This is a genomic window from Nocardioides luteus (genome assembly GCF_000960475.2).
Lineage (GTDB): Bacteria > Actinomycetota > Actinomycetes > Propionibacteriales > Nocardioidaceae > Nocardioides > Nocardioides luteus_A.
On the sequence record NZ_JZDQ02000002.1, the window covers coordinates 1 to 23,244 of the forward strand.

The following is a 23,244-nucleotide window of genomic DNA, read 5'->3' on the forward strand; positions in this document are numbered from 1 at the left end:
GACGTTGCTGACGTCTCGGCGGTGGGGTCAGAACAGCAGGGCCGTACTCGGGTCGCCGACGATCCTCGCCACGTCGGCGAGGAAGCGGGAGCCGGCCTCGCCGTCGATGTGGCGGTGGTCGAAGCTGAGCGCGAGGGTGCAGACGTCGCGGGGCTCGATGCGCTCGTCGTCGCCGGTGCCGACGATCCAAGGCTGACGCTTGATCGCACCGACGGAGAGGATCGCGGACTCGCCCGGATTGATGATCGGCGCGCCACCGTCGATGCCGAACGGACCGATGTTGGTGATCGTGAACGTCCCGCCGGTCTGGTCGGCCGGCGGGGTCTTCCCCGTGCGGGCGACATCGGTGAGCTCGTTGATCGCGGCCCCGAGCTCGACCAGCGACATCCGGTCGGCGCCCTTCACGTTCGGCACCTGGAGACCCCTGGGCGTGGCCGCGGCGATGCCGAGGTTCACGTAGTCCTTGAAGACGATCTCCTGCGCGGCCTCGTCCCACCAGGAGTTGATGATCGGGTTCCGTCGCATCGCCAGCAGCGTCGCCTTGGCCACGACCAGCAGGGGGCTGACCCGGATCTCGGCGAAGTCGCGGTTGGTCTTCAGGGCGGCGACGAGCTCGGACGTACGGGTCACGTCGATCGTCGTCCAGATGGTCACGTGCGGCAGCGTGAACGCCGAGTCGACCATCGCCTGGCCCATCTGCTTGCGCAGGCCCTTGATCGGCTCACGCCGCTCCCCGCCCTCGCTGGTCGAGCCTGGCTCCCGAGGTGCGACGGAGCCCGTGTCGGAACCGACAGCGTCGAGGTCCGCGGTCGTGATCACGCCGTCTGCCCGGGCGGGCGTCACGCTGGACAGGTCTATCCCGCGGTCCCGGGCAGCCTTTCGAGCGGTCGGCTTGGCGAGCACGCCGTTCGCCGCGGCGGCAACGGGCGCGGACATCGAGCGGGAGCGGCGTACGGCGGTCTCCTCCCGGGCGCCGTAGCCGACCAGGTTGAGGGGCTTGTCGTCCTCGGGAGCGGCCGTGTCGGTCTCGGCCGACGGGGCTGACGCCTCGGCAGGCGGGGCCGACGCCTCGGGCGACGGGGCCGACGCCTCGACGGAGTCGCCGATGCGGATGATCGGGGTGCCGACCTGGACCTCGGTGCCGACCTCGACGAGGAGCTCCTGGACGACACCCGCGTAGGGCGAGGGAAGCTCGACGACGGACTTGGCGGTCTCGATGTCGCAGACCGGGTCGTTGACCTTGATGACGTCGCCGACGGCGACGTGCCACTCGACGATCTCGGCCTCGGTGAGGCCCTCCCCCACGTCGGGAAGCTTGAACTCGTTCACCATGCGAGGCTCCTGTCGACGGCGTCGAGGACCCGGTCCAGGTCGGGGAGGAAGTACTCCTCCGCTCTCGCCGGCGGGTAGGGCGTGTCGAACCCACCCACGCGGAGCACCGGCGCCTCCAGGGAGTGGAAGCACTGCTCGGTGATCCGGGCGGCGAGCTCGGCGCCGAGGCCGAGGTTGACGTGGGCCTCGTGGACGACGACCGCGCGACCCGTACGCCGCACCGACTCGTAGACCGGCGCCATGTCGAGCGGCGAGAGGGTGCGCAGGTCGATCACCTCGACCGACTTGCCCTCCCCTGCGGCCGCCTCGGCAGCGGTCAGCGCCGTCTTCACGGTCGGCCCGTAGGCCAGCATCGTCAGGTCGGTGCCGGGCCGCGTGACCCGCGAGGCGAACAGCGGACCCGGTGACCCGTCGACGTCGATCTCGGCCTTGGTCGAGTGGTAGAGCCGCTTCGGCTCCAGGAAGATGACCGGGTCCGGGTGCGCGATCGCCTGCTGGATCATCCAGTAGGCGTCGACCGGGTCCGAGCAGGCCACGACCTTGAGGCCGGGCGTGTGCGCGAACTGCGCCTCCGGCGACTCGCTGTGGTGCTCGACGGCCCCGATGCCACCACCGAACGGGATCCGGATGACCATCGGCATCGCGACCCGCCCGCCGCTTCGATAGTGGAACTTGGCCACCTGCGACACGATCTGGTCGTAGGCCGGGTAGACGAACCCGTCGAACTGGATCTCCACCACCGGCCGGTAGCCGCGCAGCGCGAGCCCGACCGCGGTGCCGACGATGCCCGACTCCGCCAGCGGCGTGTCGACGACCCGTGCCTCCCCGAAGTCCTTCTGCAGGCCGTCGGTGATCCGGAAGACACCGCCGAGCCGGCCGATGTCCTCCCCCATCAGGACCACCTTGTCGTCGTCCTCCATCGCCCGCCGGAGCCCGGCGTTGAGCGCTTTGGCCAGCGTCATCTTGGTCATCGGGATGCCACCTCGTGCTCGAAGGAGGAGAGGTACGCCGCGTAGCCGTCACGCTGCTCGCGAAGCTCGTCGGGCAGCTCGGTGTAGACGTTGTCGAAGAGGCGTACGGGATCGGGCTCGGGCAGGGCGTGGATGCCGGCGCGCAGTCGCTCGCCGAGCTCCTCGGCCTCCGCCTCCACCTTCGCGAAGAAGGAGGTCGAGGCGCCACCGCCGCGGCGCAGGTAGGCCTCGACGCGGGCGATCGGGTCCTTGAGCTTCCACGCCTCGACCTCGTCGGAGACCCGGTAGCGGGTCGGGTCGTCGGTGGTCGTGTGGGCGCCCATCCGGTAGGTGTAGGCCTCGATCATCGTCGGCCCGCCACCCTCACGGGCCCGCTTGAGCGCCGACTTCATCACCTCGTACGTCGCCAGCACGTCGTTGCCGTCCACCCGGATGCCGGGGAAGCCGAAGCCCTGCGCGCGCTTGTAGAGCGGCACCTTGACCATCTGCTCGACCGGCTCGGAGATGGCCCACTGGTTGTTCTGGCAGAAGAAGACGACCGGGGCGTTGTAGGAGGCGGCGAAGACCATCGCCTCGTTGACGTCGCCCTGCGAGGAGGCACCGTCGCCGAAGTGGGCCACGACGGCGGTGTCGCGGGTCGGGTCGCCGGTGCCGACGAGGCCGTCCATCTGCACCCCCATCGCATAGCCGGTCGCGTGCAGGGTCTGGGCGCCGATGACGATCGTGTAGAGCCCGAAGTTGTGCTCGGCGGGGTCCCAGCCACCCTGGTCGGTGCCCCGGAAGAGCCCGAGCAGCTGCATCGGGTCGACGTCGCGACACCAGGCCACGCCGTGCTCACGGTAGGTCGGGAAGACGAAGTCCTGGGGTGCGAGCGCGCGGGCTGCGCCGATCTGCGCCGCCTCCTGGCCCAGCAGCTGCGCCCACAGGCCCAGCTCGCCGTGGCGCTGCAGCGCGGTGGCCTCGACGTCGAGGCGGCGGGTCAGCACCATGTCGCGGTAGAAGCCGCGTACGGCCTCGTCCTCGGGTCGGTCGGGTGAGAACTCGAAGTCCGGGTGCGAGACCCGTTCTCCCTCGGGGTTCAGCAGCTGCACCATGTCGGTGTGGCTGGGACTCGGATCCAGAAATTCAGTCATCACGCTTCCTTCACACGGGGTGGGGTTGCCACCGCTGGCACGCGCCCGCGTGTGCGGACTTGTGACCCGCAACACGTGGCACTCACCAAGGTACTCGGGTCGGCCACGCCGCCACGAGCAGAAGCGGCGTACGCCTCATCGCCTCACGGAAATGGGGTAGTCGGTGCGTCGGCTCGTGGCTAGAGTCGCCTCCCCCACACCCGGCCACGGAGGCGCAGATGTCCGACCCCTACGGCTACCAGCAGCAGCCTCAGCCGGCCTACGCCGCCCCGCCCACGGTTCCCGCCGAGCGACCGAAGACCTTGACGTACGCCGTCACAGGCATGTGGATCGGCGGCCTGCTGAGCATCGTCTCGACGGTCTTCCTCTTCACCATGGACACCGCCGAGATGAAGTCGCTGATGGTGACGGAGATGGAGAAGCAGCCGACGTACGACCCGTCGGTCTTCGATGCGCAGGAGATGGCGGACGTGGTCGTCCCGATCATCCAGATCGGTGGGGCGTTCTTCGGGGTGATCGCGCTCGGGGTGTGGATCTGGATGGCGGTCATGAACGGGAAGGGCCGCAACTGGGCCCGCATCACGGCCACCGTTCTCGGCGCGCTCTCGCTGGCCGGCAGCCTGTCGAGCGTGGCCAACATCGCCGGCAACGCCGCGCTCGGCGGCGCCACCATGCCGATGCCGGCCGCCAGCGTCGCGCTCTCCGTCCTCGACCCGCTGCTGGTGATCGCGATCCTGGTGCTGCTGTGGGTGGCGCCGTCCTCGGCCTACTTCAGCGCGGTCGGCGCCGCCCGACGGCAGCAGCGCACCGGCTACTACGCCGGCTGAAAGAAAAGTTTCTTTCAGCCGAGCGACTCGCGCCCGTGCGGCTCGTCCCAGCCGGAGAGGTCGGGGCCGGCGGGCACGATCTGCGTCGGGTTCAGGTCGGTGTGGACGATGTAGTAGTGCTGCTTGATCTGGTCGAAGTCGAGGGTCTCGCCGATCCCGGGGGTCTGGTAGAGGTCGCGGGCGTAGGCCCACAGCGCGGGGAACTCGACGAGCTTCTGTCGGTTGCACTTGAAGTGGCCGTGGTAGACCGCGTCGAAGCGGGCCAGCGTCGTGAAGAGCCGGATGTCGGACTCGGTGAGCTGGTCACCGACCAGGTAGCGCTGGGTCGAGAGCCGCTCCTCGAGCCAGTCGAGGGCGGCGAAGAGACGTGAGTACGCCGTGTCGTACGCCTCCTGGGAGCCGGCGAAGCCGCAGCGGTAGACCCCGTTGTTGACCTCGGTGAAGACCCGCTTGTTGACCTCGTCCATCTCCTCGCGCAGCGACCGCGGCCACAGGTCGGGCGCGTCGTCGGCGAAGAAGTCGGTCCACTCGTGGAAGAAGTCGTGGGTAATCCAGGGGAAGTCGTTGGTGACGACCTTGCCCGTGGCCTCCTCGACGATGGCCGGCACCGTGATGCCGCGGGGGTAGTCGGGGTAGCGCTTGAAGTAGGCCTGCTGCAGCCGCTCGATCCCGAGCACCGGGTCGACGCCGCCGGGGTCGAGGTCGAAGGTCCACGACCGGGCGTCGTGCGTCGGGCCGGCGAGGCCGAGGGAGATGACGTCCTGGAGGCCGAGCAGGTTGCGCACGATGATGGCCCGGTTGGCCCACGGGCAGGCGGCCGCCGCGACCAGCCGGTAGCGGCCCGGTTCGACCGGCCACAACGGCACGTCCTTCGGCCCGAACTCCGGTGTCCTCGCATCCCGCGTGATCCGGTCGGGGATGTAGTTCATGTCCCGGTTGAACTCGGTGCCCGGTTGTACGTACGTCGCCTTCTCCTGCATGTGGCCACCCTACGTGGTGGTTGAATCGTGAACGGCTCAGAGGAACCTCCAGGCAAGGCTCGCGGCCTCCAGGATCGCCCAGAACCGCAGCGCACGGGAGACGAGCACCGTGAGCGTGAAGAGCGGCAGGTTGAACCGCAACGCGCCGAAGAGCACCGCCATCACGGCGAGCGGCGGGAAGCCGGAGAGGCCCGAGGCGGCCAGGAGTGCGGTGGCAAGTGCAGGGCGGTCCGATGCCCGGGCGTACCAACGGTCGTAGGAGGCCTGCCACTTGGGCGACTCGAGCTTCTTCCTGATCCACGGGACCCTGGTGGATCCACGACCGGCGTAGTACCAGATCACCTTGCCGCCGGTCTGGCCGAGCCCGGCGACGAACCCGAGCAGCGCCGGCCACCAGTCGGAGTTCTGGGCGACGACGGAGAGGTACGCCTCGGCGTTCATCACCGGGATGAGCGCCGAGCCGAGGCAGAAGAGGAGCGTGCCGATCAGGAGTCTCATCGCGGCACGGGCAGGCCGATCCTGAGAAGCCGAGCCAGCGAGACGCACTTCATGACCAGCAGGGCCGTGGCGATCACCAGCCCCACCCACATCCAGCCGGTGACCAGCAGCAGGATCGCGAAGAGGCCCGAGTTGAGCGCCTTACCCGGGTGGGACCAGTTCCACCGCCACAGCGTCCGGTCGATGACGTAGAAGTAGTTCGGGCTCTTGATCGGCCAGGCCAGGTAGGAGATCGACAGGAAGCAGTCGATCACCATGAACTCCGCCAGGTAGACAAAGATCGCCGGCGACAGGTCCGGCTGCAGGAACGCCAGCCCCACGTAGAACGCCGCCGCGCAGAGACGGTCGGAGAAGATGTCGAGCACCCCGCCGATCCGCGTCTCCTCGTCGCGCCACCGGGCGACCGCCCCGTCGAGGCTGTCCCCGGCCCAGTAGACGACCAGCGCGATGACGAGGAGCTTCAGGCTCCCCTGGTGGGCGGCGCTCGCCGCGAGCACCACCGCCGCGATGGTGCGTACGAACGTGATCACCGTCGCAGACGTCCACAGCCGTTCCGACTCGGGGCGGGCACGCTCCTTGGCGCCTGGCACGGCGACGGTTTCGGTCATGGTTCGGAGCCTAGAGCGCCGATGCACATCGTCCCGGCGGAATCGCCCCGCAGGTCAGCCAGCGTCGCTCACCAGGGAGGCGACGAAGTCGAGCTTGTCGAGGACCGCGGGCGGGATGACGAAGGGGTAGAGGTCGTCGTGGCCCATGGACCGGTTGATCACGTTCAGCGCGGCCGAGAGCGGCACCCAGATGTCGGTGACGACCTGCCGGAACGGCATGTCGGCGGGGACCGGGTCGGTGAGACCGTACGCCGCAGCGGACCCGAGCGTGTCGCGGATGTGCAGGTAGTGGGCCCAGGTCTCGGCGAAGTCCTCGAAGGGGTGCATCGTGGCGTAGGTCGAGATGTAGTTCTCGGTCCAGCCGGCCGGCGGCCCTTGGGAGTAGTGACGCTGCAGCGACTCCTCGTAGGAGACCGACTCGTCACCGAAGACCTCGGTGCACCGCTGCATCAGCTCGGCCCCACGGACCAGCTGCCACTCGTAGTAGTGGCCGATCTCGTGCCGGAAGTGGCCGAGCAGGGTGCGGTAGGGCTCGTCCAGCGTCGCCCGGACGTGCTCGCGATAGGCGTCGTCGGACTCGGCCAGGTCGATGGTGATCACGCCGCCGTCGTGCCCGATGACCACGTCGGGGGTGGACGCGATGCCGTCGCTGGCCAGCAGATCGAAGGTGAGCCCCTCGGCAGGGTCCTCGGCTTTGGTGCGGATCTCCAGACCGAGCGTGTCGAGCTCGACCACGAGGTGACGTTTTGCCTGCTCAGCGAGGGAGTACTGCTGCTGGACGAACTCGGGCGCGGCGTCGTTGGGCCGGGTGCGGGTCAGCTGGCAGGAGAAGCAGATCCCGCCCTCGATCCGGGCCAGCCAGGTGCATCCCGTGTCCAGCGTGTTGGCGCAGACCCACCAGACGTAGCCGTCGGCGTCGACGTACCTGCCCTCGGGAGAGACCGGGACGATCTCACGCTCCTCGCGGGAGTAGGCGAGCCGGGTGCCGCACGAGACGCACGCCGAGTTCTCGAAGTAGAGACGGTTGCCGCACTCCCGACAGGTGAATGCTTCCATGGCTCCATCATCGGCCGTCTCAGGCCGTCCCCCAGCTCGCGACGCGCCACTCGCCGTCCTCACGGACGAGCACGACGACCATCGACTCGTCCGGGACGGGCCCGTCGTCGGCGACGTAGGAGACCTTGACGGTGATGCGGGCGGCACCCCCCTCCATCTCCGGCTCGCCGAAGACCATGGTCCTGGTCACCGCGCGCGGGTTGGGGTCGGCGTAGGTGCGCTTGCCTTCGGCGGCATCGATCATCGCCCTGGCACCGCCGCCGTCGAGGAGCTCGTCACCGTCGTCGGAGGCGAGCTCGTAGAGAGTGGCGACCGAGGTGGTCTCCATGAACTCGCGGGTGACCTCCGCCGGGGTCGATCCGCGCGCCAGCAGCCACAGCGTGAGCGCGGTGAGAGCCGCGACCACCACCAGCGCTCCGGAGATGCGTACTCCGCGACGCCAGCGGCTGCCGCGGGTCACGATGCTCGCCCGCCGCGGAGGCTGTCCCACGAGCAACACCGTAACTTCACTCCTGCTGGTCGGGGGCCACATCGACAGAGACGGTCAAGGTCGAGGTGGTGGCTTCGGTGTAGATGACCCCCTTCACAGGAGGCACATCGGCATAGTCACGTCCCCAGGCGACGCTCACGTAGCGATCGTCGGCCCTGGTGTCGTTCGTCGGGTCGAGGGCGAGCCACTGGCCCGTCCCCGCGCCGCTCAGGTACGGGACCCACACCTCCACCCAGGCATGGGACGCATCGGCTCCGACGAGCCGCGGCTTCCCCGGCGGAGGGGTGGTGGCGAGGTAGCCGGAAACATAGCGGGCCGCGAGCCCGTGCGCTCGAAAACAGGCCAACATCAGGTGGGCGAAATCCTGGCAGACGCCACCTTTGGCCTCGAAGATCTCCGGGATCGTCGAGGTGACCGTCGTGGCGGTGTCGTCGTAGTCGAACCCGGCATGGATCCGGTGCATCAGATCCTCCGCCGCCTCCACGAGGCCACGCCCCTCCGTCAGCGAGACGGCACCGAAGTCGTACGCCTCCCGGGTGTGCTCCACGAGCGGCGAGGCCACCGCCAGGTCGGCCGCCCGCCAGGCGCCGGGGAGGTTCGGGTCGACCAGCGGCCGCGCCCGCTCCCACGGCTGGTCGAAGCTCGTCTCGTCATAGACCGGGGCGGTGACCTCGACCTCGGACGCAGCCGTGATCTCGAGCAGCTGGTGCGGCTCGAGGACCTGGAAGTACGTCACCGTGTTGCCGTAGAAGTCGATGTCGCTCGACTGGTCGGCGGGTGCCGGGGAGATGCGTACGTCGGTGGTCTCGACGTGCTGGTGCGGCAGCTCTCGCGGGGTCACGTTCGCGATCCCGAACGAGTTCGTCACGTCCTCGTCGTAGGAGTAGGTCGTCGTGTGGCTGACCCGGTATCTCACCCGCGGCATCGTATCCCGCGACCGTCGCCCACTCGTGTGGTTCTCACGGGGCCTACGTGCAGTCGAGACCAGGCCAGTCCGACTCGCGAAGCTGCGTCGTCAAACGCTGGGCTTCCGCCTCATCGGCCGCACGCACAAAGTCGGGATGTATGAAGTCCCGCCCCTCGTACTCGCCAACCTTGTCAATCCACTGAACCCGAAGCGCGGCGTTATGTGCAATTTCGACGATTCGGCCAGGATGCCGACGAGTCAATCCCGATGCGCTGCCGAGCGCCGCCCGCCGCCAGGCACCAACGTGCGGATCCCAATCGGCATCCCCAGGCACAGGGCCAACCCACTCGACCAGGTCGCCGACCCGATACGGCGAAGGCTCCGGATCGATGTCGGTGTTGTGGACGATTCCCTGCCAGTCGGGACTATCGCGGACAGCCCGGACAAGGTCATCGAACTCCGCGTCGGACACCGCTCGAAGGTTCTTCACCTCGTAGACCGCGTCAGGGCAGTACCAACCGTCCTTGTCGAGCCACGACACGAGCGTCCAGCCGTCGGGCAAGTCATCCACGACAACCCCTGGCAGCGCCAGCGGACCACCTTCGACGGGAGGACGTTTCCCCACCCAGACGACACGTCGACCACGCGGCGGATCGAGCGAAATCTTCTCGTGCTCGCAATCAGACGTATTGCCCATGCCGCCAACCTACGCTCAAGTGAGCGATTGCGCCGAGAGGGCGTTGAGGGGCTGCGGGGCGGGGCCGGTGGCGAAGTGCACGTCGGTGATGGCGTCGGCGAGACGGACGAGCTGGGCGTGGACCTGGTCGAGGAAGGACTCCAGGTTGGGGCGGCCGACGCCGCCGATGGCGACCAGGCCGGCGACCTCGGTGCGGTCGAGCATGTCGGTGATGTCGTCGAGGAGCCGCTCGGGGCGGGACGAGCCGGTCGAACCGGGGAGCTTGGTCAGGTGGAGCCGCAGCTCGTCGAGGCAGAAGGCGAGCGAGCGGGGGTTGTCGCGGTCCATGATCAGCAGGTCGAGCACTCCGCCGGTGCGTACGTAGCCGCGGTAGCGGCGGCGGTGGGTGACCGCGGACTCGGCCGAGGCGAGGACCGCGTTGAGCACCGCGCGGTCGACCTCGAGGCCGCGGCGTACGGTCGTGGTGGCGCGCAGGAGCTGGCAGATCTGCATCGCGCGCTCCAGGAACCGGCCCAGCCGGATCGAGTGGTAGCCCTCGTCGCGGATCATGCTCGCCACGATCCCCTGCATCGCCAGGATCCCGTGCAGCATCTCGGCGCCCGACTCGGCGATCTGCAGCGAGTGCGGGTTGACCCGGAGCTCCTCGGCCGCGCGGTCGGTCGAGGAGAAGATCCGCCACATGTCGGGGCTGAGCTGGTCGCGTACGCCGCTGAAGGCCTGCCGCATCCCGGCCAGCGACTGCGCCGCCGACCCCGGCCGGTCGGCGTCGAGCAGCATCGAGCGGAACTCGGCGTCGATGTCGGCATCCGCCTGGCCGTGCCCGGCGAGCCGGTCGAGCGCGCTCAGCATGACCTCGAGGCTGATGCCTCCGGACGTACGCGGCCTGGTCCTGAAGTCCTCCGCGAGCACGTGCGTGGCCAGGATGAGCCGGATGAGGTCCTCGGCGCGCTCCGCGTAGCGACCCGACCAGAACATGTCCTCGAGGGCTCGCGGGACGAGCACCGTGACCGATCGGGTGTGGGTCATCGGGAGCACGTCGGCCAGGCCCTGGTCGGCGTCCTGCGGCGACTCCTTGAGCACCCAGACGTCCTTGCTGCACGGCGGCAGCCCGGTCTCGTCGGCGCGGACCGAGGCCAGACCGCCGACCAGCGGGCGGTAGGCGGAGCCGTATCTCAGGGAGAACGTACGCAGCGTCAGCGGCCGGCCGACCGCACCGTGCCCCTCGGCCCAGGTCGGGGCCTGGGAGAGAGTGATCTGCTCCTGCCCGACGTAGCGGTAGGGATCGGCGGCGATCCTGGCGCGCAGCTCCTCGGGGGTCCCGGTGACGATGGCGCCCTCGAGCGTCCGCACGACCAGGTCGCCGGCGGCCAGCCGCCGCTCGACCTCGGGACGCTGGCCCGGGTCGCCGCACCACCAGGTGCCGATCGAGCCGAGCCGCAACGGCTCCCCGAGCAGCGCCTCGCTGGCGGCGGGAAGGTAGGGAACGAGCCCGGGGTTCTCGAGTACGCCGGCCCCGAACCCGTTGACCACGCGCACGTTGCCGCGGCGTACGGCCTCGATCAGGCCGGCGACGCCGAGCTGGCTGTCGCCGCGGAGCTCGAGGGGGTCGGACCAGGTCGCGTCGACCCGGCGCAGGATCACGTCGACCCGCTCCAGCCGGTCGCCGTGGCCACGCATGAGGACCTCGCCGTTGCGGACGGTCAGGTCGGCTCCCTGGACCAGCGGGAATCCCAGGGTCGAGGCGAGGAACGCCTGGTCGTAGGCGGTCTCGGAGTGGGTGCCCGGGGACAGGACGACGACTCGGGGGTCGGCCTGGTCGCCGGGCGCGGACTCGAGGAGCGCCGAGCGGAGGGCGGCGAAGTAGGGCTCCATCCGGTGCAGCCCGGCGTCGCGGTGGAGCTCGGGGAGGACCCGGCTGATCACCCGGCGGTTCTCCATCGCGTAGCCGATCCCCGAGGGGGCCTGGGTGCGGTCGGCGAGCACCCGCCACTCGCCGTCGGGCGTACGGCCGAGGTCGGTGGCGGCCAGGACGAGCGGCCGCGGGTCGTGGTTGCTGGCCCGGGCCACGACGCGGTGGAACCCCTGGTGGCCGAAGACCACCGCCGCCGGGACGATCCCGTCGGCCAGGAGCCGCTGCGGGCCGTAGAGGTCGACGAGGATCGCGTTGAGCAGCTCGGCGCGCTGCGCCAGCCCGACCTCGAGGATGCGCCACTGCGCGGGATCGATGACGAGCGGGACCGGGTCGAGCCGCCAGGGCTCGGGCTTGGCCCCGGGGCGCAGGTAGGTGACCCCGTCGTCGGCGAGGAACCGCTCGACGTCGTGGCCGATCCGGCTCAGCGTGGCCGGCGTGATCGAGACCGCCGTCTCGGCCATCGGCTTCCATGCCGGGCGCAGGGTGCCGTCGGGCCCGACGACCTCGTCGTAGGGCTGATCGGTCGCGTCGAGGAGACCGAGGGCGTCGGCGTACTCGCGAAGGACGGTCACCGGGCACCCCTGTCGGGGGATAGTCCAGGGAGTTTCCGTCGGTTACTGGCCAGTAGAGCGACGGAAACTCCCTGGACTACCCGGCAGACCTGGAACGACAACGACCCCATCACTCAGCGGACCGCTCTGCGGAGATCGAGGGTGTGCGGGTTGTCCGGGGTGGTGGCACGGGCCGCGCGCTCGCGCATCTCCGCGACGTCCAGGCGGCCGGAGGTGTGACCGCGCGCCTCGAACCTGCTCGCGCGCCGCGCCTCGGCCTCGTTGGCGTTCACCGGCGGGTGGTCGTAGTTGCGGCCGCCGGGGTGCACGACGTGGTAGGTCGCCCCGCCGAGGCTCGTCTCGGAGGCGATGTCGACGACGTCGAAGTGGAGCGGCGCCTGGACGTCGATGCTCGGGTGCAGGCTGGACCACGGGCTCCAGGCCTTGAACCGGACGCCCGCATAGTGGGTGTCCGGGACGGCGGTGGGGGTGAGCGGCACCGGAACACCCTGACACGTCACCAGGTGCCGGTCGAGGTCGATCCCTCTCGCCGAGATCTGAACGCGCTCGACCGAGGAGTCGACGTAGCGTGCCGTCCCCGACCCGGTCGCCTCCTCGCCGAGCACGTTCCACGGCTCGATCGCCTGGCGCAGCTCGAGCTCGATACTGGTCGTCGAGTCCAGGGCTACCCGCGCGAACCCGATCCGCGGAAAACGGAACTCCGCGTACGCCGCCAGCCACTGCGACTCGAACGGGATCCCGTGGCGGCGCAGGTCGGCGACGACCTCCTCGATGTCGCGCAGACAGCCCTGCGGGAGCAGGAAGTCCTCGTGGAGGGCACTTCCGTGGCGGATGAGGGGCGCCTCGTACGGCTCCTCCCAGAACCACGCGACCAGGCTCCTGACCAGGAGCGACTGGAGGAGCGCCATCTGCGGGTGCGGCGGCATCTCGAAGCCACGGAGCTCGAGGAGGCCGAGTCGGCCCCGTGAGGAGTCCGGGGAGTAGAGCTTGTCGATGCAGAACTCGGCCCGGTGGGTGTTGCCGGTCAGGTCGGTGAGCAGGTGACGCAGCGCGCGGTCGATCATCCACGGGCGGGGTTCGGGGTGCTCGCGGCTGATCCGGGCGACCTCCTGGAGGGCGATCTCCATCTCGTAGACCGCCTCCGGGCGCCCTTCGTCGAACCTGGGCGCCTGGCTGGTCGGGCCGATGAACCTGCCCGAGAAGAGATAGGAGAGGGACGGGTGACGCTGCCAGTAGCGGATCAGGCTCGCCAGCAGGTCCGGCCGGCGGAGGAGCGGGCTGCGCTCGGGGCTGCTCCCGCCGAGGGTGATGTGGTTGCCGCCGCCGGTGCCGGTGTGGAGTCCGTCGAGGTCGAACTTCTCGGTGGACAGCCGGGCCTGACGGGCCTGCTCGTAGAGCGTCGTGATCAGCTCGCGCTGCTCCGCCCAGGTCGCGGTCGGCTGGACGTTGACCTCGATCACCCCCGGGTCCGGGGTGACCGTCAGCCGGGCCAGGCGGGCGTCGGGCGGCGGGCCGTAGCCCACGAGCACGACCTGCGTGCCCTGCTCGGTGACGGCCTGCTCGATCACCCGGAGCAGGGCCGCGTAGTCGTTGAGGCGGTCGGTCGGCGGCAGGAAGACGTGGACCAGGCCGTCGCGCTCCTCGATCGCGAGCGCGGTGGTCGGTGCCTCGTCGGGGTCGGTGACGGTCACCTGCGGGATCGCAGGGTCCAGCGGCTCCCCTGCGGTCAGGTACGACGGCTCCCCCTGGAACTCCGGGTCGTGCCACGAGATCGAGTCCAGCGGCAGCCGCAGCCCGACCGCCGAGGTCCCCGGCGCCAGCACCAGCCGCCCCCGCCGGAACCGCCACTGCGGGCTCGTCCACTCCCCGTCGTTGGTGTTGAGCGGGATCACCCACCCGACGGGCTCGGTGACCTCCTTGTCGAGCTCGGTGACGTTGAGGTCCCCACGCTCCGCCGCGTCGTCCGGCCTCGGGCCGTCGGGCTGACGTACCTCCTGGGCGATCTTTGCCAGCGGATCCTCGTACGCGGGGAACACCTGCTCCTCCGGGAGTCCGAGGATCCGGGCGATGCCAAGCCCAACTGCCGAGGCGTCACCCCGGTCGACCGACGCGGGTGACGTCTCGGCGGGGGTCCAGGGGTCGGCGAAGAGGGCGGGATCGGACCAGAGCGGCTTGCCGTCCGTACGCCACTGCAGATCGATGTTCCAGCGCGGGAGGGGTTCGCCGGGATACCACTTGCCCTGGCCGCGGTGGACGATGCCGCCTCGGCCGTAGACCTGGCGCAGGCGTTCGGCGAGGTCGGCGGCGAGCTCGCGCTTGTGCGGGCCGTCGGCGTCGGTGTTCCACTGCGCCGAGGTCTGGTCGTCGAGCGAGACGAAGGTGGGCTCGCCGCCCATCGTCAGCTCGACGCCTTCGGCCTGGAGGCGCCGGTCGACGGCCTCGCCGAGCGCGTCGATGCGGGCCCACTCCTGCTCGGTGTAGGGGAGCGTCACGCGCGGATCCTCGTGGACCCGGGTGACCTCGTTGGCGAAGGAGAAGGTGACCTCGACCGGGTCGGTGGCGCCCTCGATCGGCGCCGCGGAGGAGGGGTGCGGGGTCGCCGAGAGCGGGATGTGCCCCTCACCCGCGAACAGGGCCGAGGTCGGGTCGAGCCCGATCCATCCGGCGCCGGGGACGAACACCTCGCACCAGGCATGCAGGTCGGTGAAGTCCTCGGTCGGGCCCGACGGGCCGTCGAGCGACTCCTGGTCGGCGGCGAGCTGCACCAGATAACCGGAGACGAACCGTGCGGCGAGGCCGTACTGACGGAGCAACGACACCAGCAGCCACGCCGAGTCGCGGCACGAGCCGATGCCGAGCCGCAGGGTCTCGTCAGGAGTCTGTACGCCCGGTTCCATCCGCACGGAGTAGGCGACGTCCGCGTTGACCGCCCGGTTCAGGTCGGCGAGGAAGTCGACGGTGCGGACGCCGTCCTCGGGCAGCGCCGGGAGCCGTCGGCGCCAGACATCGGCATCGGCCGCCGAGTCGACGTCGCGGAGGTAGGGCGCCAGGTCCGCCTTCAGCTGCGGCTCGTAGTCGAACGGGAAGCTCTCGGCGTACTCCTCGATGAAGAAGTCGAACGGGTTGATCACCACCATGTCGGCGACCAGCCCGACGGTGATCTCGAGCTTGTCGGTCTTCTCCGGGAAGACCAGCCGCGCGAGCCAGTTGCCGAACGGGTCCTGCTGCCAGTTGATGAAGTGCGCCGACGGCGTCACCGACAGCGAGTAGGCCTCGATCGGGGTGCGGGTGTGCGGCGCCGGGCGCAGGCGTACGACGTGCGGGCTGACCCTGACCGGCTGCGCGAACTCGTAGGTGGTCCGATGCTCGAGCGCAACCTTGATCGACATGCGCCAAGCCTGACCGATCCAGGTTGCACAGGGGTAACGAACCGCCGGGACCGGCGCCCGCCATCCCGGATCCGAGCCGGATGACCTGACCGACCATCGGAATCGACGGGATCTACCACGACGACGTCCCAAACGGCTCGAATTCCTTTGACTGGTAAACGCATTTCATCCCGGTTGAAGGCCATGCGTTGCTTCGCCGGAATGGCGGCAATTACCCCGTGGGGTGTTGGGGAACGCCGCAGCCCCTTATCGGCGCCGAGAACCGATATCGCGACGACTTATCCCCACGTCCTACGCCTCCGCTGACCTGCGGGAACTTGATTGCGTCTGTTTACGCTGGGTTACTGCCGTGAGCCACCGTTAAATGCGAGCAAAGAAGTTTACGACATGAAATGCAACGATGGAATAGGAATCAATAAGTTCAAGAAAGTTCTTGACTTGACGCTTCAAATCGCCTCAGGATGCATTCGGCACGACCTCAGAAAAACCTAAGGAGATTTCGTGAATTCTCGGACTCGAATCGCCGCCGTCGTCGCTGGGCTCGCGCTGGCCACGGTCGCGTCACCTGTCATGGCCAGCCCGGTCCCACCTCCACTTCCCGACCCACCGGTCCCCGGCACTCCCGGCACCCCGATCCCGGACGACCCGGGCACCCCGGACGTTCCGGACGATCCGGGCACCCCGGACGTTCCCGACACCCCGGACATCCCGGACACGCCCGATGTTCCCGGCACTCCGGACACACCCGACGTTCCCGGCACACCGGACACTCCGGACGTTCCCGGCACCCCGGACGTTCCCGGCACGCCCGACACCCCGGACGTTCCTGACGTTCCTGACGTTCCTGACGTACCCGGCACCCCGGACACGCCCGACGTTCCCGACGTTCCTGGCACCCCGGACGTCCCTGATGTCCCGGACGTCCCCGGCACCCCGGACGTTCCCGACGTCCCCGGGATCCCTGACCTTCCGGACGGTCCCGCCCCGGACAGCTCGGGGGACGCTCCCGCGGCCGACACGCCTGCCGCGGACACGCCCGTCCCGGACGTACCCGTTCCTGACGTTCCCATCCCGGATGTTCCGGTTCCGGACCTCCCGGTCCCGGGCGTTCCTGGGCTCCCGGGCGTGCCTGAGCTCCCGGGCGTCACGGACAGCCTGCTGGGCATCGTCAACAGCCTCCCGGTCGTCGGCCCGATCCTGACCGACCTCCTGAGCTCGATCCTCGGGAAGCTGCCGCTGCCGTAAGGCACCCACCATCACCCACCACAGAGCAGAGGTCCAGCAGCGTCGACGCTGTTGGACCTCTGCTGTTCGGCGGGCTACGCCGGCTCTCAGCCCTTCGGGAAGGAACCCGCGAGCTCGATGAGGCGGGTGTTGGCCTCGGGCTCGCCGATCGAGACGCGTACGCCCTCCGGCGGGTAGGGGCGGACCATCAGGCCGACCTCGTCGGCGGCCGCGGCGAAGTCGGCGCAGCGTTCGCCGGAGTCGAAGGCGAACCAGACGAAGTTGCCCTGCGCGCCGGGGATGTCCCAGCCGGCGGCGCGGACGCCCTCGACCACGCGGGTCCGCTCGGCCACCAGGTCGTCGACGCGCGCGAGCAGCTCGGTCTGCCGCTCGAGCGAGGCGACACCGGCCGCTTGGGCGACCACGTTGACCCCGAACGGCAGCGCCATCGCCCGCAGGGTGGCGGCGATCGGCGCGGGCGCGAACGCGTAGCCGACCCGGAAGCCGGCCAGCCCGTAGGCCTTGGAGAACGTACGCAGCACCACCACGTTGGCGCGCGAGCGATAGGTCGCCACGCCGTCGACGGCGTCGTCCATGCGTACGAACTCGGCATAGGCCTCGTCCACCACGACCAGCACGTGCTCGGGCACCTTGGCGAGGAACGCGTCGAGCTCGGTCTGGGTGACCGAGGTGCCGGTGGGGTTGTTGGGCGTGCAGACGAAGACGACCTTCGTACGCTCCGTGATGGCCGCCGCCATCGCGTCGAGGTCGTGCTCGCCACCGTCGGTGACCGGCACCTTCACCGCGGTCGCGCCGGCGGCGAGGACCGCGATCGGGTAGGCCTCGAAGCTCCGCCAGGCGAAGACGACCTCGTCCTCGGGGCCGCAGTAGGCCGAGACCAGCTGGAAGATGAGCGCCACAGCCCCGGTCGAGAGAGCCAGCTCCTCGGCGGGCACGCCGTAGGCCTTCGCGAGCGCGTCGTAGAGCTCGGTGCTGCCCGCGTCGGGGTAACGGTTGACCCGACCGGCCGCCTCGGCGGCGATCTCCACGACGCCGTCGAGCGGCGGGTACGGGTTCTCGTTGGAGGAGAGCTTGTAGGTCACCAGGCCGGGCCGCTCGACCGGCGGCTTGCCCGCGACGTACGCAGGCATGGCGGCGACACTGGGACGGGGCTGTGGGGTGCTCATATCGTGAGATCCTAGGTCGGGATGACCTCGCCGCCGTAAACCACGGGCACGTCCCGGCCGACCACGATGTCGAGCGGGTTGGTGACGCAGCGGACCGACCCGCCACCGAGGTGCAGCTCGCTCATCTCGACGATCCGGATCGTGAAGCCCCAGCCCTCGAGGATCGGACGGATGCGCTCCGGGCAGGACGGCATGACGATGGTGCGGCCGATCACGATCGAGTTGGCGGCGAACGTGCTGAGCGCCTCCTCCTCGGTGATGACCAGCGGCTCCGGGACCAGGTCGAGGAGGGCCTGTGCCGACTCCGGCGCGAGCGCGTCGGGGCAGATGATCGCCCGGCGGTCGTCGAGCGGGCAGAAGGCCAGGTCGAGGTGGTACATCCCGGAGTGGGTCGTCCGCACGCCCAGCACCCGCACGTTCATCTCGGTCGCGAGGGTCTTCAGCGCCATCTCGTCGGTGCGCGGGCCGGTGCCGGCGACCAGGTGGCCGGCGAACGGGAAGACGTCGCCCGCCTCGAAGGTGGGCCCGACACCGTCCTTGCCGACGTACGCCGTCCCCCACCCGTTCGCGGCGAACCACTCGACGGCGGAACGGGTCTCGTTGCGGCGCTCGGGGAAGCGCATGTGGGAGAGGAGCACGTGGCGTCGGCTGTCCGCAAGAGTGGCCGCGAAGCCGAGGTTCATCGCGTAGACCATGTCGGGGCTGTCCTCGCGCGGCGCGATGACGTCGACGCGGCCGCCGAGCTCCTCGATGGTCGCCTTCAGGGCGTCCCACTGGGCGCGGGCACGGGCCGGATCGGGCTGGATCTCGGTGTCCATGAACGGGTTGATGGCGTAGTCGATGCGGTAGTGCGTCGGCTCGGTCATCAGGTAGTGACGGCCCCAGGTCAGCGATGTGCTCACGCGTACCCCTCTCGGTCTGATTGATGTGGCTGATCTCAGCCTGATCGTCGGATTGCCTGATTGACTGATTGTCAGACAATCCTGTGCGGTTAGGTTAGAGCACGAACGGTCATCACCGGAAGCCGACGCAGGTAGGACAATGGGGCCCATGTTCGAGTCGCTCACCCTGGACGAACCCGCATCGACGGTCGACCGCGTCGCCGACGAGCTCCGCCGGGCGGTGTTCGAGGGGGAGCTCGAGTCGGGCACCGCCCTGCGCGAGCACGGCCTCGCCGACTCGTTGGGCGTCGGCCGGTCCACGGTCCGCGAGGCCCTGACCATCCTCGTCGCCGAGGGCCTGGCCACCCGTGCCCCCAACAAGGGCGTCGCCGTCGCCACCCCCGAGGCCGCCTCGGTCCGCGACGTGTGCGCCGCCCGCTGGGTGCTCGAGGGCGCCGGGGTCCGCAACTGGCTCCGGGCCTCCGCCGAGGCCCGCCGGGCCGTGCACGAGTCGCTGGATGCGTACATCTCGGCCGTCCACTCCGAGAAGGCGTCCTACCGCGAGCTCAACGAACGCCACCTCGCCTTCCATCTCTCGCTCGTGGCGCTCACCGGCTCACCGCGGCTGGTCGCGATGCAGGAGCACCTCGTCCTCGAGCTCAAGCTCGCGCTCGCCCAGGTCGACCGCATCCGGCGCAACGCCCACGACCAGGCCGAGGACCATGCCGCCCTCGTCCGGCTCCTCGACGCCGACCGCATCCACGACGCCGAGCGGTTCCTGCAGAAGCACCTCTCCGACGCGGCCCACGACATCTGCAAGGCGCTCCGCCTGGAGAAATGACCGGGTGCGGCGACGGGGAGTAACACGGTCGCCACACCTTCCGCACGCCTCTTACGGATGTCGCGCGGACCCTGCCACACTCAGCGACATGCGCATCGTGACCTGGCTCATCACCAACGCCATCGCCCTGGCCGTGGCGACCTGGCTCGTCGGCGGTATCCACTTCGACGGCCCGACCAGCGGCATGGACGAGATCAAGCACAAGCTGCTCCCGCTGCTGATCGTCGCCCTCGTGCTCGGCATCGTGTCCGCGTTCGTGAAGCCGATCCTGAAGTTCGTCGCGTTCCCGTTCATCCTGCTCACCCTGGGCCTGCTCCTGCTGGTGATCAACGCGGCGATGCTCGGCCTGACCGCATGGATCCTCGGCCCGACCGGGGTGGGTTTCCACGTCGACGGGTTCTGGGCGGCGGTGCTCGGCGGCATCATCATCTCGATCGTCGGCTGGGGCCTCGACCGGGTCTGGCCCGACAGCGACGAGTAGCAGTTCGGGGCCCGGGATTCGGCATCCGCCGCGCGTTCTTGGCGGAAATGTAAAACTCGGGCCATGAAGATCGCGGTCGTCTGCCTGGGCAACATCTGCCGTTCTCCGATGGCGGAGGTGGTCCTGCGCGACCGTCTCGACGGTGCCGGGCTCGACGACGTGGAGCTGGTCTCGGCCGGCACCGGCGGCTGGCACGCCGGCGAGAAGATGGACCGCCGGGCGGCCGCGACGCTGCTGGAGGCGGGCTATGACCCCGAGCGCCACCGGGCCCAGCAGTGGCCGGTCGGGGACCCCGAGACGTACGACCTGGTGCTGGCGATGGATGCCGACAACCTGGCCGATCTGGCTGGTCAGGCGCCGGAGAGCGGGCTGCGGATGTTCCGTGATTTCGATCCCGAAGGACCCGGGGACGTGCCCGATCCCTATTACGGTGGTGTCGAGGGATTCCGGGAGGTGCTGGCGATGGTGGAGCGTACGAGTGATGCGATCGTCGCATCCGTGGCCTCGGCGAGGCCCGGTTCGTGACCCGTCAGCCCGCGGTCGCCCGTCGCGCCGAGCAGCTGCTCGGGGCGGCGGTGGTGAGCACGTCTCCGGTCGCGGGCGGTGATATCTCGACGGCCACCAAGATCCGCCTCAGCGACGGCTCGCTGGTGCTGATGAAGGCGCTCTCCCCGCCGCGCGACGACTTCGTCGCCGCCGAGGCCCGAGGGCTCCGTCGGCTGGAGGAGTCGGGTGCCGTCAAGGTCCCCGAGGTCCTCGCCGCCGAGCCCGACTGCCTGGTCCTGCGCTGGATCGAGCCCGGTCGTCCCACGGCCGAGACCGCCGAGGAGCTCGGTCGCGCGCTCGCCCGCCTGCACAGCACGCCGGTCTCGGGCTTCGGAGCCGACCAGGACGGCTTCATCGGCCGGCTCCCGATGCCCAACAAGCCAGCGGACACCTGGGCCGAGTTCTATGCCGTACGCCGCCTGCTCCCCTATCTCAAGGCCGCCCGGGACCGCGGCGCCATCGACGCCGCCGGCGCGGAGAGCGTGGAGCAGGTCGTCGGAAAGCTGACGTCGCTGATCCCGGAGGAGCCGCCGGCCCTGCTCCACGGCGACCTGTGGAACGGCAACGTCCTGTGGGACCGCAGCAGCGAGGCCTGGCTCATCGACCCTGCCACCTACGCGGGCCATCGTGAGGTCGACCTCGCCATGCTCGCGCTCTTCGGCCTGCCCCACCTGGAGCGGATGATGGCCTCCTACGAGGAGGAGACGCCGCTGGCCGAGGGGTGGGAGGACCGTCAAGGCCTCCACCAGCTCTTCCCGCTGCTCGTCCACGCGGCGATGTTCGGCGGCGGCTACGGCGCCCGTGCGGCCACCGTGGCCGCTCGCTACCTCTGATCACGAAAAGCAGAAAACCCCTGGTCGCCCAGGGGTTTTCTGACTGGCGGTGACGGTGGGATTTGAACCCACGGTAGGTCTCCCTACACAACATTTCGAGTGTTGCACCATCGGCCGCTCGGACACGTCACCGCCGAATAAGTTACAACCTCCGGGGGTCTTCGCCGAAATCGGGGGCGCCTCGCTGGGCTCCGAAGAAGTCCTCCAGCAGCGCGCGCTGCTCCTCGGCCAGCAGCCCGGCCACGACCTCGGGCCGGTGGTTGAGCCGGCGGTCGCGTACGACGTCCCACAGCGAGCCCACCGCACCGGCCTTGTCGTCGAAGGCACCGAAGACGATCCGCTCCACCCGGGCCAGGACCGCGGCGCCGGCGCACATCGTGCACGGCTCCAGGGTCACCACGAGCGTGCAGCCCTCGAGCCGCCACTCGCCCCGCGCCTTGGCCGCCTCGCGCAGCGCGACCACCTCGGCATGTCCGGTGGGGTCGGCCTCCGCCTCGCGTACGTTGCGGCCCGTCCCGATCACCGCACCGGACGGGTCGACGACGACCGCGCCGATCGGCACGTCACCGGTCGCCAGGGCAGCACGGCCCTCCTCGAGGGCGGCCCGCATCGCGGGCTTCCACCGGTCGGCTGGGGTCACGCGGGCATGAGGCCGACGGTGTCGTCGAAGGCCTCGCCGCAGCCGATCGCCCGGGCGATCTCGGAGAGCGTCTCGTCGGGGTAGAGGTCGTCCTCGAACATGTCGTCGATGAGGATGCCCATGTCGACCGCGCTCATCCCGAAGTCGGCGAGGATGCCGAGATCACCGGCCGGATCGGCCTCCTCCTCGTCCTCGACCTCCTCCGGCAGCGGCAGCCCGAGCACGTCGAGAGCCGACGCGGCCAGCTCCCACTCGTCGGCCGCGGTCACGTCCGAGAGCAGCACCCTGGTCGCGGCGCCGGAGACCCGGACGATCACGAAGAAGTCCTCGTCGATCGCCGCCATCGCGATCGCGCCGCCATCGCCCGGGAAGCGGTGCAGCGCGTGCGTCAGAGTCTCGACATCGGTCAGCAGGTCGTGAGCGAGCTCGCGCACAACCCAGGCGCCGTCCTCGCGATACATCGCGACGGCGAAGTCAACACCCTCGATCTGCTCCAGCTGATCAGACACACGACCAGAGTGACACCGAAACAGCCCTGGGTCTAGGGGGAATTGATGACCACGGGACGAACCGATCGTAGGGTTCAGCCCATGGAGACCCTCGTTGTGGACCACCCGCTCGTCGCCCACAAGCTCACCACGCTGCGCAACAAAGACACCGACTCCTCGACTTTCCGCCGTCTCGCCGACGAGCTGGTCACGCTGCTCGCCTACGAGGCGACCCGCGGCGTCCGGGTCGCCCCGGTCGACATCGTCACCCCGGTCGCCCCGACCCAGGGCGTACGCCTCACCGACCCGCAACCGCTGATCGTCCCCATCCTCCGCGCCGGTCTCGGGATGCTCGACGGGATGATCCGGCTGCTGCCGACCGCGGAGGTCGGCTTCCTCGGGATGGTCCGCAACGAGGAGACCCTGGAGGCGACGACCTACGCCGAGCGTCTCCCCGCCGACCTGTCGGGCCGCCAGTGCTACGTGGTCGACCCGATGCTGGCCACCGGCGGCACCCTGGCCGCGGCGATCGACTTCCTCGTCAAGCGTGGCGCCGACGACATCACCGCCGTCGTCCTCCTGGCCGCGCCCGAGGGCGTCGCCGCCCTGGAGAAGGAGCTCGAGGGCGTCGACGCCCCGGTCCGGGTCGTCACCGCGGCGATGGACGAGAAGCTCAACGAGAAGGGCTACATCGTCCCCGGCCTGGGCGACGCCGGCGACCGGCTCTACGGCGTCGCGGGCTGAGCTCACG

The 23,244-nt window shown here is 69.8% G+C and carries 23 protein-coding genes and 1 tRNA gene; 7 read left to right on the forward strand and 17 right to left on the reverse strand.

What is annotated here, in order from left to right; genetic code table 11:
* Nucleotides 1–27: 27 nt before the first annotated feature.
* Genes UG56_RS01310 through pdhA form a run of 3 tightly spaced genes read right to left on the reverse strand, consistent with a single transcriptional unit; the run spans nt 28 to nt 3,436 of the window.
* A complete protein-coding gene (locus UG56_RS01310) occupies nt 28–1,332 on the reverse strand; it encodes a dihydrolipoamide acetyltransferase family protein (protein WP_045547422.1) in 1,305 nt (434 codons plus the stop codon).
* Nucleotides 1,326–2,303, reverse strand: a complete 978-nt coding sequence (locus tag UG56_RS01315) for an alpha-ketoacid dehydrogenase subunit beta (protein WP_045547423.1) — start codon at nt 2,301–2,303, stop codon at nt 1,326–1,328. Before UG56_RS01315 ends, UG56_RS01310 begins: the two co-directional genes overlap by 7 nt.
* Nucleotides 2,300–3,436 carry a pyruvate dehydrogenase (acetyl-transferring) E1 component subunit alpha gene (gene pdhA, locus UG56_RS01320; RefSeq protein ID WP_045547424.1) on the reverse strand — a complete coding sequence of 379 codons (1,137 nt, stop codon included), beginning with the start codon at nt 3,434–3,436 and terminating at the stop codon, nt 2,300–2,302. Before pdhA ends, UG56_RS01315 begins: the two co-directional genes overlap by 4 nt.
* Nucleotides 3,437–3,654: 218 nt before the next feature.
* Here pdhA and UG56_RS01325 point away from each other — a divergent pair, with 218 nt between their 5' ends.
* Nucleotides 3,655–4,263 carry a hypothetical protein gene (locus UG56_RS01325; protein WP_045547425.1) on the forward strand — a complete coding sequence of 203 codons (609 nt, stop codon included), beginning with the start codon at nt 3,655–3,657 and terminating at the stop codon, nt 4,261–4,263.
* A 14-nt stretch (nt 4,264–4,277) separates the two neighbouring features.
* On the opposite strand, the gene UG56_RS01330 is transcribed toward UG56_RS01325, so the two are convergent.
* From UG56_RS01330 to UG56_RS01370, 9 genes are all read right to left on the reverse strand, one after another.
* Nucleotides 4,278–5,243 (reverse strand): glutathione S-transferase family protein, encoded by a 966-nt coding sequence (locus UG56_RS01330; protein WP_045547426.1) that lies wholly within the window; start codon nt 5,241–5,243, stop codon nt 4,278–4,280.
* Between the two features lie 36 nt (nt 5,244–5,279).
* Nucleotides 5,280–5,741, reverse strand: coding sequence for a hypothetical protein (locus tag UG56_RS01335; RefSeq protein ID WP_045547427.1), 462 nt, complete (start codon nt 5,739–5,741; stop codon nt 5,280–5,282).
* Nucleotides 5,738–6,349, reverse strand: a complete 612-nt coding sequence (locus tag UG56_RS01340; protein ID WP_084100289.1) for a CDP-alcohol phosphatidyltransferase family protein — start codon at nt 6,347–6,349, stop codon at nt 5,738–5,740. The genes UG56_RS01335 and UG56_RS01340 overlap by 4 nt, the downstream gene beginning before the upstream one ends.
* Before the next feature lie 54 nt (nt 6,350–6,403).
* Nucleotides 6,404–7,405, reverse strand: coding sequence for a zinc-binding metallopeptidase family protein (locus tag UG56_RS01345; protein WP_045547428.1), 1,002 nt, complete (start codon nt 7,403–7,405; stop codon nt 6,404–6,406).
* Between the two features lie 19 nt (nt 7,406–7,424).
* Nucleotides 7,425–7,895, reverse strand: a complete 471-nt coding sequence (locus tag UG56_RS01350; RefSeq protein WP_143054862.1) for a hypothetical protein — start codon at nt 7,893–7,895, stop codon at nt 7,425–7,427.
* Between the two features lie 16 nt (nt 7,896–7,911).
* Nucleotides 7,912–8,811, reverse strand: a complete 900-nt coding sequence (locus UG56_RS01355) for a transglutaminase family protein (protein ID WP_218145101.1) — start codon at nt 8,809–8,811, stop codon at nt 7,912–7,914.
* 52 nt (nt 8,812–8,863) lie between these two features.
* On the reverse strand, nt 8,864–9,499 hold the full coding sequence (locus tag UG56_RS01360; protein WP_143054863.1) for a hypothetical protein: 636 nt from the start codon (nt 9,497–9,499) through the stop codon (nt 8,864–8,866).
* A 15-nt stretch (nt 9,500–9,514) separates the two neighbouring features.
* Entirely contained in the window at nt 9,515–11,983 is a 2,469-nt protein-coding gene (locus UG56_RS01365) for a circularly permuted type 2 ATP-grasp protein (protein WP_045547432.1), read from the reverse strand.
* Nucleotides 11,984–12,096: 113 nt separating this feature from the next.
* Entirely contained in the window at nt 12,097–15,372 is a 3,276-nt protein-coding gene (locus tag UG56_RS01370; protein WP_045547433.1) for a transglutaminase family protein, read from the reverse strand.
* Between the two features lie 501 nt (nt 15,373–15,873).
* Here UG56_RS01370 and UG56_RS28160 point away from each other — a divergent pair.
* On the forward strand, nt 15,874–16,617 hold the full coding sequence (locus UG56_RS28160; RefSeq protein WP_177191399.1) for a hypothetical protein: 744 nt from the start codon (nt 15,874–15,876) through the stop codon (nt 16,615–16,617).
* A gap of 86 nt (nt 16,618–16,703) precedes the next feature.
* On the opposite strand, the gene hisC is transcribed toward UG56_RS28160, so the two are convergent.
* Entirely contained in the window at nt 16,704–17,783 is a 1,080-nt protein-coding gene (gene hisC / locus UG56_RS01375) for a histidinol-phosphate transaminase (protein WP_045547434.1), read from the reverse strand.
* A gap of 11 nt (nt 17,784–17,794) precedes the next feature.
* Complete coding sequence (locus tag UG56_RS01380; RefSeq protein WP_045547435.1) at nt 17,795–18,685, reverse strand: dimethylarginine dimethylaminohydrolase family protein; 891 nt, start codon at nt 18,683–18,685, stop codon at nt 17,795–17,797.
* A 148-nt stretch (nt 18,686–18,833) separates the two neighbouring features.
* Between UG56_RS01380 and UG56_RS01385 the strand changes: the two genes are divergently transcribed.
* The 4 genes from UG56_RS01385 (at nt 18,834) to UG56_RS01400 (ending at nt 21,365) form a co-directional block, all read left to right on the forward strand.
* A complete protein-coding gene (locus UG56_RS01385; RefSeq protein WP_045547436.1) occupies nt 18,834–19,505 on the forward strand; it encodes a GntR family transcriptional regulator in 672 nt (223 codons plus the stop codon).
* Between the two features lie 88 nt (nt 19,506–19,593).
* The gene (locus UG56_RS01390; RefSeq protein WP_045547437.1) at nt 19,594–19,986 is read left to right on the forward strand and encodes a phage holin family protein; all 393 of its coding nucleotides are present in this window, start codon (nt 19,594–19,596) and stop codon (nt 19,984–19,986) included.
* Nucleotides 19,987–20,049: 63 nt separating this feature from the next.
* Nucleotides 20,050–20,511 (forward strand): low molecular weight protein-tyrosine-phosphatase, encoded by a 462-nt coding sequence (locus UG56_RS01395; RefSeq protein WP_045547438.1) that lies wholly within the window; start codon nt 20,050–20,052, stop codon nt 20,509–20,511.
* Entirely contained in the window at nt 20,508–21,365 is an 858-nt protein-coding gene (locus tag UG56_RS01400; RefSeq protein WP_052693230.1) for a fructosamine kinase family protein, read from the forward strand. Before UG56_RS01395 ends, UG56_RS01400 begins: the two co-directional genes overlap by 4 nt.
* Nucleotides 21,366–21,409: 44 nt before the next feature.
* Here UG56_RS01400 and UG56_RS01405 read toward each other — a convergent pair.
* The 3 genes from UG56_RS01405 to UG56_RS01415 form a co-directional block, all read right to left on the reverse strand.
* Nucleotides 21,410–21,497, reverse strand: a tRNA-Ser gene (locus tag UG56_RS01405).
* A 10-nt stretch (nt 21,498–21,507) separates the two neighbouring features.
* A complete protein-coding gene (locus UG56_RS01410; RefSeq protein WP_045547439.1) occupies nt 21,508–21,975 on the reverse strand; it encodes a nucleoside deaminase in 468 nt (155 codons plus the stop codon).
* Between the two features lie 26 nt (nt 21,976–22,001).
* A complete protein-coding gene (locus tag UG56_RS01415; protein WP_084100295.1) occupies nt 22,002–22,514 on the reverse strand; it encodes a tRNA adenosine deaminase-associated protein in 513 nt (170 codons plus the stop codon).
* Between the two features lie 81 nt (nt 22,515–22,595).
* Here UG56_RS01415 and upp point away from each other — a divergent pair, with 81 nt between their 5' ends.
* Entirely contained in the window at nt 22,596–23,237 is a 642-nt protein-coding gene (upp, locus tag UG56_RS01420) for a uracil phosphoribosyltransferase (RefSeq protein WP_045547440.1), read from the forward strand.
* The last annotated feature ends 7 nt before the right edge of the window (nt 23,238–23,244 follow it).

Bases quoted from the DNA above. Each gene is read 5' to 3' on its own strand.
- UG56_RS01310 (WP_045547422.1), bottom strand. From the start codon at position 1,332: ATGGTGAACGAGTTCAAGCTTCCCGACGTGGGGGAGGGCCTCACCGAG.
- UG56_RS01315 (WP_045547423.1), bottom strand. From the start codon at position 2,303: ATGACCAAGATGACGCTGGCCAAAGCGCTCAACGCCGGGCTCCGGCGG.
- pdhA (WP_045547424.1), bottom strand. From the start codon at position 3,436: ATGACTGAATTTCTGGATCCGAGTCCCAGCCACACCGACATGGTGCAG.
- UG56_RS01325 (WP_045547425.1), top strand. From the start codon at position 3,655: ATGTCCGACCCCTACGGCTACCAGCAGCAGCCTCAGCCGGCCTACGCC.
- UG56_RS01330 (WP_045547426.1), bottom strand. From the start codon at position 5,243: ATGCAGGAGAAGGCGACGTACGTACAACCGGGCACCGAGTTCAACCGG.
- UG56_RS01335 (WP_045547427.1), bottom strand. From the start codon at position 5,741: ATGAGACTCCTGATCGGCACGCTCCTCTTCTGCCTCGGCTCGGCGCTC.
- UG56_RS01340 (WP_084100289.1), bottom strand. From the start codon at position 6,349: ATGACCGAAACCGTCGCCGTGCCAGGCGCCAAGGAGCGTGCCCGCCCC.
- UG56_RS01345 (WP_045547428.1), bottom strand. From the start codon at position 7,405: ATGGAAGCATTCACCTGTCGGGAGTGCGGCAACCGTCTCTACTTCGAG.
- UG56_RS01360 (WP_143054863.1), bottom strand. From the start codon at position 9,499: ATGGGCAATACGTCTGATTGCGAGCACGAGAAGATTTCGCTCGATCCG.
- UG56_RS01370 (WP_045547433.1), bottom strand. From the start codon at position 15,372: ATGTCGATCAAGGTTGCGCTCGAGCATCGGACCACCTACGAGTTCGCG.
- hisC (WP_045547434.1), bottom strand. From the start codon at position 17,783: ATGAGCACCCCACAGCCCCGTCCCAGTGTCGCCGCCATGCCTGCGTAC.
- UG56_RS01385 (WP_045547436.1), top strand. From the start codon at position 18,834: ATGTTCGAGTCGCTCACCCTGGACGAACCCGCATCGACGGTCGACCGC.
- UG56_RS01390 (WP_045547437.1), top strand. From the start codon at position 19,594: ATGCGCATCGTGACCTGGCTCATCACCAACGCCATCGCCCTGGCCGTG.
- UG56_RS01395 (WP_045547438.1), top strand. From the start codon at position 20,050: ATGAAGATCGCGGTCGTCTGCCTGGGCAACATCTGCCGTTCTCCGATG.
- UG56_RS01410 (WP_045547439.1), bottom strand. From the start codon at position 21,975: ATGCGGGCCGCCCTCGAGGAGGGCCGTGCTGCCCTGGCGACCGGTGAC.
- upp (WP_045547440.1), top strand. From the start codon at position 22,596: ATGGAGACCCTCGTTGTGGACCACCCGCTCGTCGCCCACAAGCTCACC.